At 73.4% G+C, this 11,627-nt stretch carries 10 protein-coding genes; 8 read left to right on the top strand and 2 right to left on the bottom strand.

The window, feature by feature from the left end; all coding sequences use genetic code 11:
* Positions 1-213 precede the first annotated feature (213 nt).
* The 7 genes from ACY34I_RS01000 to ACY34I_RS01030 all read left to right on the top strand — a co-directional run bounded on the left by ACY34I_RS01000 (position 214) and on the right by ACY34I_RS01030 (position 7,184).
* Positions 214-1,449 (top strand): sensor histidine kinase, encoded by a 1,236-nt coding sequence (locus ACY34I_RS01000; protein ID WP_462751515.1) that lies wholly within the window; start codon positions 214-216, stop codon positions 1,447-1,449.
* Positions 1,446-1,904, top strand: a complete 459-nt coding sequence (locus ACY34I_RS01005; RefSeq protein WP_148798849.1) for a roadblock/LC7 domain-containing protein — start codon at positions 1,446-1,448, stop codon at positions 1,902-1,904. The genes ACY34I_RS01000 and ACY34I_RS01005 overlap by 4 nt, the downstream gene beginning before the upstream one ends.
* A 19-nt stretch (positions 1,905-1,923) precedes the next feature.
* Positions 1,924-2,265, top strand: a complete 342-nt coding sequence (locus ACY34I_RS01010) for a DUF742 domain-containing protein (RefSeq protein WP_222870589.1) — start codon at positions 1,924-1,926, stop codon at positions 2,263-2,265.
* Positions 2,243-2,848, top strand: a complete 606-nt coding sequence (locus ACY34I_RS01015) for a GTP-binding protein (RefSeq protein WP_462751517.1) — start codon at positions 2,243-2,245, stop codon at positions 2,846-2,848. The genes ACY34I_RS01010 and ACY34I_RS01015 overlap by 23 nt, the downstream gene beginning before the upstream one ends.
* 17 nt (positions 2,849-2,865) lie before the next feature.
* Positions 2,866-4,104, top strand: a complete 1,239-nt coding sequence (locus tag ACY34I_RS01020; RefSeq protein ID WP_462751519.1) for a styrene monooxygenase/indole monooxygenase family protein — start codon at positions 2,866-2,868, stop codon at positions 4,102-4,104.
* Between the two features lie 284 nt (positions 4,105-4,388).
* Positions 4,389-5,813 carry a M1 family metallopeptidase gene (locus ACY34I_RS01025; RefSeq protein ID WP_462751521.1) on the top strand — a complete coding sequence of 475 codons (1,425 nt, stop codon included), beginning with the start codon at positions 4,389-4,391 and terminating at the stop codon, positions 5,811-5,813.
* A 153-nt stretch (positions 5,814-5,966) separates the two neighbouring features.
* Positions 5,967-7,184: an MFS transporter gene (locus ACY34I_RS01030; RefSeq protein WP_462751523.1), complete on the top strand. Its 1,218-nt coding sequence runs from the start codon at positions 5,967-5,969 to the stop codon at positions 7,182-7,184.
* 15 nt (positions 7,185-7,199) lie between these two features.
* Here ACY34I_RS01030 and ACY34I_RS01035 read toward each other — a convergent pair whose 3' ends face one another.
* Both ACY34I_RS01035 and ACY34I_RS01040 read right to left on the bottom strand, forming a co-directional pair.
* Positions 7,200-7,622, bottom strand: coding sequence for a glutaredoxin domain-containing protein (locus ACY34I_RS01035; protein WP_462751525.1), 423 nt, complete (start codon positions 7,620-7,622; stop codon positions 7,200-7,202).
* A gap of 62 nt (positions 7,623-7,684) precedes the next feature.
* Entirely contained in the window at positions 7,685-10,480 is a 2,796-nt protein-coding gene (locus ACY34I_RS01040) for an FAD-binding and (Fe-S)-binding domain-containing protein (protein WP_462751527.1), read from the bottom strand.
* Between the two features lie 186 nt (positions 10,481-10,666).
* Here ACY34I_RS01040 and ACY34I_RS01045 point away from each other — a divergent pair, with 186 nt between their 5' ends.
* The gene (locus ACY34I_RS01045; RefSeq protein ID WP_462751529.1) at positions 10,667-11,533 is read left to right on the top strand and encodes a S1 family peptidase; all 867 of its coding nucleotides are present in this window, start codon (positions 10,667-10,669) and stop codon (positions 11,531-11,533) included.
* The last annotated feature ends 94 nt before the right edge of the window (positions 11,534-11,627 follow it).

The raw sequence follows: 11,627 nt of genomic DNA on the forward strand, positions 1-11,627 counted from the left end.
CGGGTGGCCGACGACCGTCCGGTACGCCGTGAAGATTTCTCCGTTCGGCTGTTGCATTTTGTCAGCCCGACCCGATCAACCATTCGTGGCAGCACGGCGAGGCGGGTGGGAAAACCGCCCTAAGTTGACCTTGACCGTTGCAATCGGCACACAAACGGTGGTTGACTGCTGCACCATGCCAGAGCCGACGATCACGTACGGGCCGGTAATTTTGTGAGAAGCACCGACATCACCCCAATGTCCTCGGTCGGTCGACGCCGGGTCACCTGGCGACAACGGGCGGCGCGCTGGTTGGACCCGACGGTCGCGCAGTGGGACGTCGCACCACAGGAGACGCCCGAGCCGCCGCCCCCGCAGGAACCGCCGCCCAGTCCCTGGCCGGCGATCTGCGAGCAGTTCGCGATGCGGATCATGGCGTCGGCGTACCAGATGGGCTCCCACCTGGAGGCGGTGGAGGCCGACGAGCAGGACCCCGACCGGCTGGAGCGGCTCTACCGGATCGACCACGCGAACACCCGCATCCGGCGGCACGCGGAGAACCTCCAGGTCCTGCTGGGCCGCCGGGTCGAGGACGCCAACCCGCAGACCGTCCCACTGGTCGACGTCGTCCGGGCGGCCAGCTCGGCCGTCGAGCACTACGCCCGCATCCGCGTGGGCCACGTGCTGGACCTGGCGGTGGTCGAGTTCGCCGCCGACGACGTGATCCGGGTGCTCACCGAGCTTCTGGACAACGCCACCCGGTTCTCCCCGCCCACCGCCCCGGTGATCGTGTCGGCGTTCATCACCGAGGACGGCGGCACCCTGCTGCGCATCGAGGACGCCGGGGTGGGCCTCCACCCCGACCACCTGACCCAGCTCAACGCCCTGCTCGGCGGCCGGCCGCTCAGCCCGGCCACCCTCGACCCCACGACCCACCTCGGGCTCGCCGTCGTGGCCCACCTGGCCGTCGCCCACCAGCTGCGGGTCACCCTGACCAACCGGCCCTCTGGCGGGACCACGGCGACCGTGCTGGTCCCCGGCGGGCTGCTCTGCGAGATCCCCACCCCGGCGGGCCCGGACCCCGCCGCCCCGACGCCGGCCTGGCCACCCCCGCCCGGACCGGTACCCGGCCAGGCCGGCATGCCCACCCCGCCGCCGGCCTGGCCACCCGCGCCCGCCGGAGGCGGCACCGCCCCCTGGAGCAGACCCGTGGCCACTCCCCCGGACAGCACCCACTCCCCCACCGTGCGCCTGGCCACGCTGGGCGGCCAGACCGCCGACCAGCAGCCGGCCGGCGGCCTGCCGAAACGGGTACCGGCGAGCGTCCGGGACGACTCCACGGCGGCGGCGCGGCCCCCGGCCGACCCCGATGCCGGATCCCCACCCGAGGCGTGGCCGGACGAGACGGCGGCCTTCGCCGCCGGCGTCAGCGACGCGCGGACCACCAGCCACGAAGGACAGCAGCCATGACCCACCCCTACCAACGCACCGGCCCGGCGAGCACCGGCCAGGGGCTGCCGGACTGCGCCTGGCTGATCCGTCAGTTCGCCGAGGACGTGCCCGGGGTCACCCACGCGATGCTCGTCTCGCTGGACGGCCTCCAGCTCGCCGCCTCCGGCAGCGTCGGCCGCGACCTCGGCGACCAGCTCTCCGCGCTGACCGCCGGCCTGCTGAGCATGGCCGACCGCAGCGCGTCCCTGCTGGACCTGGGCCCTTCCGAGTACCTGACCGTCCGGCTGCCCCGCGGGCACCTGCTGTTCATGCGGGTCGGCGAGTCGGCGGGGCTGGCGGTGGCCGCCGCTCCCGGCTGCGACCTGCGGGTCGTCTCGTACCGGATGACCCAGTTCGTCGGCGCGGTGTGGCACGCCCTCACCCCGCAGGTCCGCCACGAACTGCACCGGATGACCGCCAGTCAGCCCCGGTGACGGGCCGAAGGAGCCGATCATGCCGATGACCTACTGGAAGGTGCGGCCGTACGTGCTGACCGCCGGGCGGACCCGTACCCGGCAGCCGCTGCTGGTGCACACCCTGGTGTCGGTGCCGCACTACGACGCCGTCTTCGCCTCCGGGCTGCTGCCCGAGGCCCGGACGCTGTACGAGCACGCCCGCCGGGCGGCCCGCTCGGTGGCCGAACTCTCCGCGGCCTGCGGGATGTCGCTGGGGGTGACCCGGGTGGTCGTCGACGACCTGGCCGCCACCGACCGGCTCATGATCCACGCCGACCACCACAACGTCGACTTCCGCCTCCTGGAGAGACTTCGCGATGGCCTCCGCAAGCTTGCCTGACACTCCGCTGCTGACCTCGGCGAAGATCGTCATCGCGGGCGGCTTCGGGGTCGGCAAGACCACCTGCGTCGGGTCCATCTCGGAGATCCCGCCGATCAACACCGAGGCGTGGATGACCGCGGCCAGCGAGACCGTCGACCGGATGGACCCGGGGATCGACAAGAAGACCACCACGGTGGCGATGGACTTCGGGCGGCTGACCATCGGCCCCGACCTCGTGCTGTACCTGTTCGGCACGCCGGGCCAGCCCCGGTTCTGGCCGATGTGGGACGACCTGTGCCGGGGCGCGGTCGGCGCGCTGGTGCTCGCCGACACCCGGAACCTGGCCGCCGCGTTCCCGGCGGTCAACTACTTCGAACAGGACAGCGACCTGCCGTTCGTGGTCTGCGTGAACCTCTTCGACGGGGTGCTGCACCACCCGCTCGAGGAGGTACGCGAAGCGCTCGCGCTGCCCACCGGCGTACCGCTGACCGCCTGCGACGCCCGTGACCCGTCGTCGGTGGCGCGGGCCCTGCTGACGGTCGTGGAGCACACCATGTCCCGTACCGCCCGGCCCACCGCGGGCGCCCTCGCGGCGCGGTAGCCCAACCTGGAGGAACGATGCGCAAGATCCTGATCGTCGGAGCCGGACAGTCCGGGCTCCAGCTCGCCCTGAGCCTGCTCGCCGAGGGCTACGACGTGACCGTCATGTCCGCCCGTACGCCCGACGAGATCCGCCGCGGCTGGGTGATGAGCACCCAGGCCATGTTCGGCAGCGCGCTGGCCACCGAACGCCGGTACGGGCTGGACCTGTGGCAGGACCAGGCGCCCCGGATCGAGGGGTTGCAGGTCTCGCTGTCCGCCCCGCCCGGCGAGCGGGCGCTGCGGATCCCGGGCCCGATCGACGAGCCGGCGCAGAGCACGGACCAGCGGATCAAGATGGCCACCTGGCTGGAGCTGTTCGAGCAGCGCGGCGGGACCGTGCTCTACCAGACGGTGACCACCGCCGACCTTGACGGGCTGACCCGGCTCGGCCGGTACGACCTGACCGTGGTGGCCGCCGGCAAGGGCGACCTGGTGGGCGTCTTCGACCGGGACCCGCAGCGCTCGGTCTACGACACGCCGCAGCGGGGGCTGGCCGTGGCGTACGTGCACGGGATGACCCCGGACCCGCTGCTGCCGATGCCGCACGTCGGCTTCAACGCCGTACCGGGGCTGGGTGAGCTGTTCGTCATTCCCGGGCTGACCCATTCCGGCCCCTGCGAGATCCTGTTCTGGGAGGCGGTGCCCGGCGGTCCGCTGGACCTGTGGACCGAGCGGCGCGACCCGGCCGAGCACCTGAAGCTGACCCTCGACCTGGCCCGCCGCTACACCCCGTGGGTCTACGAGCGGTGCGCCGACGTGGAGCTGACCGACGGCCGGGCCACCCTCTCCGGCCGTTACACGCCGACCGTCCGCCACCCGGTGGCCGAACTGCCCTCGGGCGGGCTCGTCCTCGGCATGGCCGACGTGGTGGTGGCGAACGACCCGATCACCGGCCAGGGCAGCAACACCGCCGCGAAGTGTGCGTACTCGTACCTGGGGTCGATCGTGAAGCGCGGCGACCAGCCGTTCGACCGGGAGTGGATGACGGAGACCTTCGAGCGGTTCTGGACCGAGACCGGCGAGGCGGTCACCGGCTGGACCAACGCGATGCTGCAACCGCTGCCGCCGCACGTGCAGCAGATCCTCGGGGCCGCCGCCGGGAATCCGGTGGTCGCGCGGCGTTTCGCCAACGGCTTCAGCGATCCGAACGACTTCCGGGACTGGTTCATGACGCCGGACGCCGCCGAGCGTTACCTGGCCGGCGTCGCCGGCTGACCGGGCGGGCCGGGATCCATCCGTCCCCGGTGGATCCCGGCTGCCGGGCCGGCCGCCCGGCTGGGTACGCACCGGGGCGAAGGACCTCGCGCGGCACCCCGCGACGACAGCCCCGGTTCCGCCAGAGATCCCGGGCCACCCGGCTCCGGGACGCTCTCCTGGTGGGCGGGACCGGGTGGCCGTAAAGGCGATGGCTGGCCTGTAGATCTTGACGGCGTCGCCTCGGTGCGGGTGGATAGGGCCAACCCCCGAAGGCCAGCGGCCTTCCCACAGGAAGGATTCCCATGACCATCCCACGCCTGCGCGGTGCCGCGCTGGCCACGGTTGCCCTGGTGGCGGCCGGGTCGGCGGTGGCACCGGACGCGGCCGGCGCGGCGCCGGGCAACCCCGGCGCCCCCCGCTACTCGGCCGGTGCGGCGAGCGTCCACGATCCCTACTTCCCGGACCAGGGCAACGGCGGATACGACGTCCAGCATTACGACTTCGACTTCTCCTACGACCCGGCGACCCGGCTGATGGACGCCACCGCCACGATCACTGCGATCGCCACCCAGGACCTCGACCGGTTCAATCTCGACTTCCGCGGGCCGGAGATCTCCTCGGTGACGGTCAACGGGCACGCCCACGACTTCACCCGTGAGGGCCAGGAGCTGGTCGTCACCCCGCGCCCGAAGCTCAAGGCCGGGCAGACGTTCACCGTGGTGGTGAAGTACGCCGGCGTACCGAGCGTCATCACCGACCCGGACGAGTCGATCGAGGGCTGGGTGCCGACCGACGACGGCGCCTTCGTCGCCGGGGAGCCGCAGGGCGCGCCGGGCTGGCTGCCCACCAACGACCACCCGACCGACAAGGCCACCTACCGGTTCACCGCCAGGGTGCCGGAGGGCCTCACCGCCGTCGGCAACGGCCAGCTCCTCTCCCAGGAGACCAGGGACGGCTGGACCACCTTCGTCTGGGACTCGACCGAGCCGATGGCCAGCTACCTGGCGACGGTCACCATCGGCAACTTCGTGGTCACCGAGTCGACCACGCCGAGCGGGATCCCGGTGTACGTGGCGGTCGACCCGCGGCTGGTCGCCGGGTCGGCCGCCGCGGTGTCGCAGATCCCGAAGATGATCGACTTCTTCGCCGCCACGTTCGGCCCGTACCCGTTCGCCTCCACCGGCGCGATCATCGACCGGGCCCCGAACGTGGGCTACGCCCTGGAGACCCAGACCAAGCCGATCTTCTCCAACACCGCGAGCGTCGGCACCATGGCCCACGAACTGGCCCACCAGTGGTACGGCGACAGCGTCTCGCCGGAGCGCTGGTCGGACATCTGGCTCAACGAGGGCTTCGCCACCTACGCCCAGTGGATGTACACCGAGTACAACGGCGGCGCGTCGGTCAACCAGACGTTCAACAGCAGCAGCAACTACGGGCGGGCCGCGTCGTCGTCGTTCTGGCAGACGGTCCTCGCCGACCCGGGCCCCGTGGACATGTTCAGCAGCATCCCGTACAACCGGGGTGCGATGACCCTGCACGCGCTGCGCGGCAAGGTCGGCGACGAGACGTTCTTCCGCATCCTGCGCCAGTGGGCGGCGACCCACCGCTACGGCCACGCCAGCACGGCCGACTTCATCGCCCTGGCCGAGCGGGAGTCCGGGCAGGACCTCGACGCCTTCTTCGACGTGTGGCTCTACCAGAAGGGCAAGCCCACGACCTGGTGACGCTGGTGGGCTCCGCGACCCGACGGGTCGCGGGGCCGCAGGCGCCTGCGGGCGCGAACATCGGCCCGTGTCAGGGCACCGGATCGGCCGCGCGGAGCTCCCCGGTCTGCCACCGTTGACGGCAGAGTCCGAGCGGGTCGGGGGGTGACAGGGTTGACCGAGCAGCCGCCCGACGAGCCGGACAGCGCCCCGACCGGTCAGCCGACCGGGTCCTGGCTGACCCGGAACCTGAAGGTCCTGTCCGGGGTGTCGCTGCTGCAGGACGCCGCGTCGGAGTTGCTGTACCCGATCCTGCCGATCTTTCTGACGACCGTGCTGGGGGCGCCCGCTGCCGTGGTGGGGGCGGTGGAGGGTGTCGCCGAGGGCACCGCGGCGGTGAGCAAGGTCGCCAGCGGCCGGCTCGCGGACCGGTTCCGGGCCCGTCCGATGATCGGACTCGGGTACGGGCTCGCCGCGCTCGGCAAGGTCGCCATCGCCGCCGCCACCGTCTGGCCGATCGTCCTCGCCGGTCGCAGCGTGGACCGGTTGGGCAAGGGCATCAGGGGTGCGCCCCGGGACGCGCTGATCGCGACCGGCGTGCCGGAACGCGCCAAGGGACGGGCGTTCGGCTTCCACCGGGCGATGGACACCGCCGGCGCGGTGATCGGACCGCTCATCGGTCTCGCCGGTTACGAACTGCTGCACCACCACATCCGGCCACTGCTCATCATCGCCGTGGTGCCCGCCGTGGCCAGCGCCGTCCTCGTCGCCGCGGTCCGCGAGCCACCCCGCCGCCGCCACAAGGCCGGTGGCTGGCACCCGCGGCGCCTGCCCGGCCGCTACTGGCGAGTGGTCGCCGTACTGGCACTGTTCGGCGTGGTCAACTTCCCCGACGCGCTCCTGCTGCTCCGCCTGCACGAGATCGGCTTCTCCGTCCCCGCGGTCATCGGCGCCTACGTCACCTACAACGCGGTCTACGCCGTGCTGAGCTACCCGGCCGGGGTCGTCGCCGATCGGCTGTCACCCCGCACGGTCTTCGGCGCCGGCCTGGTGCTGTTCGCCCTCGCCTACACCGGGCTCGGGCTTACCCGCTCCCACACCGCCGCCTGGGTGCTCCTGGCCGCCTACGGCGGGTTCACCGCCTTCACCGACGGCGTCGGGAAAGCCTGGATCTCCGGACTCCTGGCCGCCCATGAACAGGGGACCGGCCAGGGCCTGTTCCAGGGACTGACCGGGCTGGCGGTCCTGGCCGCCGGCCTCTGGGCCGGACTCGCCTGGGGTCACGACGGCACCCTTCCCCTCCTGGTCTCCGGAATCGCCGCCGCCGTCCTCGCCGCGTGGCTGCTCACCGACGCCGTCCGGCACGTCCACCTGCGGGCCGGCCGGGCCTGAGCCGCCGGGTGTGCCCTACGGCGTCAGCCGCTGCAGCAGCCAGGCCGGCGCCGGGTTCACCACCGCCGCACCGCGCGCCACGACCGTCGGGACCGTCTCGTCGCCGCCGGTGACCGCTCGGACCGCCGCCGCCCCGGCCGGGTCCCGCCAGATGTTGACCCAGTACGCCCGGCCGGCCCGGTGTCCGAGCCGGAGCCGCAGCCGCAGGCAGTACCGGCAGCCGGGCCGCCAGTAGACGATCGGCCGGCCGTCCCGGGCGCTGCGCTGCTGCGCCTGCTCGGCCGAGAGCGACCGGGGAAAGACCAGCGGCGAGAACAACGCCGCCAGGACCAGGAAGATCAGGAACTCGGCCCCCGCGACCCCGGGCACGTTCTGGGTGACCGCGACGAGCACCCCGAGCGCCAGCATCACGATCGCGAACCACCAACTGCGCAGCACGCCGCCGAATGCTACCCGTCAGGCCGATCTCCCCGTTTCCGCCCAGGCACGGGCGGGAGCCTTCAGGCGGTCGCGTCGGCGAGGAGTTCGAGCAGGTGCCGGTACGGCTGCCCGGTCGCCCGGGCCATCCCGATCTCGCAGGTCCGGTTGACCGAGGCGTACCCGTCGAAGGGCCGGGCGGACACGGCGGCCGACTCCTCGCGGGTGGCCGCGGCGGTCAGCTCCGGATGCAGCAGCCCCCGGTCCCCGGCGAAGCCGCAGCACTGCCAGCCGTCGGGGACCACCACCTCGTCGGCGATTGCCCGGGCCACGGTGAGCAGCGCCTCGTCCAGCCCCAGCCGGGTCGACGAGCAGGTCGGGTGCAGGGCGAGGGCGCCGAGCCGGCGCCGGACGGTGAGCCGGGGCAGCAGTTCCGTGGCGGTGTACGCGACGGCGTCGACCACCCGCAGCGGACCGGCGTCGGCGAGCAGCTTGGCGAAGCCCTCGGTACACGAGGCCGCGTCGCTGACCACCGGCAGCGCCCCGTCGCGGCTGGCCGCCCGCAGCGCCGGCGGCACCCGGTCGTGGATCCGCTGGTAGCCGGCGATGAGGCCCTTGGACGACCAGGGCGTGCCGCAGCACATGCCGGCCACCCCGTCGGGCACGAGCAGGCGCACTCCGGCCCGCTCGGCGAGGGTGAGCAGCGCGGCGGCGACCCCCGTACCGCCGTCGGCCGGGGCGAAGAGCGTGCCCAGGCAGGACGGGACGAAGACCGCGTCCGGCTCGTCGACCGGGTGCGGCCGGCGGACGCGGCCACCGCGGGGCAGGTCGCGTCGCCACTGCGGGACCCGATCGGCGCCGAGCACGGCGCGGGCGGCGCGGGTGGCCGTCTCGGGCAGCGCGGGCGGCAGCGCGCCGGCCAGGTCCAGCCCGCGGGCCATTCCCCGGGTGACCGTGCCCCACCGGTTGGCCGCGCTCCGCCAGCCGGACTGGGCGAGACCCCCGTTGGCGTCGCTGCGCAGCCGTTTCACCAGGTCGCCGGTGTTGATCAGGACCGGGCAGGCGGTGGCGCACATCCCGTCGACCGCGCAGGTCTGCACCGCGTCGTAGTCGTACGCCGATTCCAGTTCCCTGGCCAGCACGAGGTCGCCGCCGGCGCGGGCGGCGGCGATCTCCCGGCGCAGCACGATCCGCTGCCGCGGGGTGGTGGTCAGGTCGCGGCTGGGGCAGACCGGTTCGCAGTAGCCGCACTCGACGCAGCGGTCCACCTCGGGTTCGACCGTGGGCACGGTCTTCAGGTGGCGCAGGTGGACGTCGGGGTCGTCGCTGAGCAGCACGCCCGGGTTGAGCATCCCGTCGGGGTCGCAGAGCGTCTTCACCTCGCACATCACCGCGTACAGCTCGTCGCCGAACTGGCGGCGGACGTACGGGGCCATCACCCGGCCGGTGCCGTGCTCGGCCTTGAGCGTGCCGCCGTGGCCGAGGACCAGGTCGACCATCTCCTCGGTGAAGTCGGCGTAGCGGGCCGGCGCCGCGCCGTCCGCGAACCGCTCGTTGAGCATGAAGTGCAGGTTGCCGTCCTTGGCGTGGCCGAAGATCACGCTCTCCTCGTACCCGTGCCGGTCGAAGAGGTCGGCGAGCGCGGCGCAGGTGTCGGCGAGCGCGTCCACCGGGACGGCGATGTCCTCCAGCAGCGCGGTGGTGCCCGAGGGGCGGGCACCGGCGACGGCCGCGTACAGACCCTTGCGGATGTGCCAGAGCCCGGCGCGGGCCCCTGCCTCGCCGCTGAGCCGGGCCGGGGTGGTCAGCGGCAGCTCGGCCAGGACCGGCCCGGCCGCCGCCACCCGCTCGGCGAGCGCGTCCGGGTCGGACTCCTGCCACTCGACCAGCAGCGCCGCGTGGTCGCGGACCGCGAGGCCACGCAGCGCGGCGTCCGCCCTGGGGTCACCCTGGGCGACCCGCAGCGCGGCGGCGTCGAGCAGTTCGATCGCCGCCGGCCCGGCGGCCACCAGCGCCGGCATCGCCGCCATCGCGGCGGCCAGGGTGTCGAAGACCAGCAGGCCGGTCGCGGCGTGCCGGTGCGCCGGTACGGTGCGGAAGGTGGCCGCCGCGACGAACGCGAGCGTGCCCTCGCTGCCGACCACCAGGCGGGTGAGCAGGTCCGCGGGCGAGTCGTGGTCGAGGAAGGCGTTCACCCCGTACCCCATGGTGTTCTTCATGGCGTACTGGGCGTGGATGCGGCGCACCGAGTCGGGGTTGCCGCGGACCCGGTCACGCAGCCGCAGCAGGCCGGCGTGCAGCTCCGGTTCGGTGGCGCGCAGCCGGGCGTCCGCGTCGGGGGCGCCGGTGTCCAGCACCGTGCCGCTGGGCAGCACCAGCACCAGCGACTCCAGCGTCCGGTAGGTGTTGAACTCGTTGCCGCAGGTCATCCCGCTGGAGTTGTTGGCGACCACGCCGCCGACCGTGCAGGCGGACTCGCTGGCCGGGTCCGGCCCGAGCCGCCGGCCGTACGGGGCGAGCCGGGTGTTCACCTGCCGCAGGACCACCCCGGGCTGCACCCGGACCCGGCGGCCGTCGTCGAGCACCGCCAGCTCGCGGAAGTGCCGGCGGGTGTCGACGAGGAGCTGGTCGGTGACCGCCTGCCCGCTGAGGCTGGTGCCGCCGGAGCGGAAGGTGAGCGGGGTGCCGGTCCGCCGGCTGTGCCGCAGCAGCGCGGCGACCTGGTGGGCGTCGGCCGGGGTGACCACCGCGCGGGGGTGCAGCAGGTAGTGCGAGGCGTCGTGGGCCAGCCGGAGCCGGTCGGCGGCCCGGGTCAGCACCCCGCCGGGGACCGCCGCCTCCAGTCCGGCCAGCGGCGTCCCAGTCATCTCCGGCGTCATCGCCCACCTCCCCGGCTCCACCCTAACCAGCGGTGATCCGACGGCGACTGGCCCCTTGCACTTTGCATCGACCTCGATAGATACTCGCCGCTGAAGCGTTCGCCGAGGTCAACCCCGAACCGTTCCCCGGCGACGGTCCACGGGCGCCGACGCAACCGGCGGCCAGCACCCTCCCAGGAGGAGACCGTGAGAATCCGCCGTAGCCGACTCACCCCGCTGCTCGCCGCGACCGTCGGCCTGGTGGCCGCCGGCGCGTTCGCCGTCCCGGGCACCGCCTCGGCCGCCCCGCAGACCTACACCGCCGACCAGCTTTCCCAGGTCGAGGCCGCCGTCGGCGCCTCCGGAGTCGAGGGCATCGCCTGGCACGTGGACAAGGCGTCCGGCCGGGTCGTGGTGACCGCCGACGAGAGCGTCTCCGCCGCCGAACTCGCCACGCTCAAGAAGAGCGCCGGCGCCCAGGCGGGGGCGATCCGGATCGACCGGGCCCGCGGCACCTTCCGGCCGCTGCTGTCGGCCGGCAACGCCATCTACGGCGGCGGCTACCGCTGCTCCCTCGGCTTCAACGTGGTCAAGGGGAGCACCTACTACTTCCTCACCGCCGGGCACTGCGGCAACGTGGCCAACACCTGGTACACCAACTCGAGCCTGACCACGCTCATCGGCCCGACCGTCGGCTCCAGCTTCCCCGGCAACGACTACGCCCTGGTCCGCTACGACAACACGTCGCTGACCCACCCGGGCGGCTACACCGCCGCCAACGCCTTCGTCGGTGAGGCGGTCAAGCGCACCGGCTCGACCACCGGCACGCACAGCGGCACGGTGACCGCCCTGAACGTCTCGGTCCGTTACGTCGGCCAGGGCGGCGGCACCGTGAAGGGCATGATCCAGACCACGGTCTGCGCCGAGCCGGGCGACTCCGGCGGCCCGCTCTACGACGGCACCAAGGCGCTCGGCATCACCTCCGGCGGCAGCGGTGACTGCCGGTCCGGCGGCACCACCTTCTACCAGCCCGTCCCGGAGGCGGCCAGCGCCTACGGCGTGACCGTCTACTGAGCCACCGCCGGCCCGCGCCGGCAACCGGGGACCCGCGCCCGCCAGGGTGCGGGTCCCCGCGCGTCTACGCCTTCTCCACGCCTCCGGCAAGCGG

This window comes from Micromonospora sp. RTBAU3-60 (genome assembly GCF_054963695.1).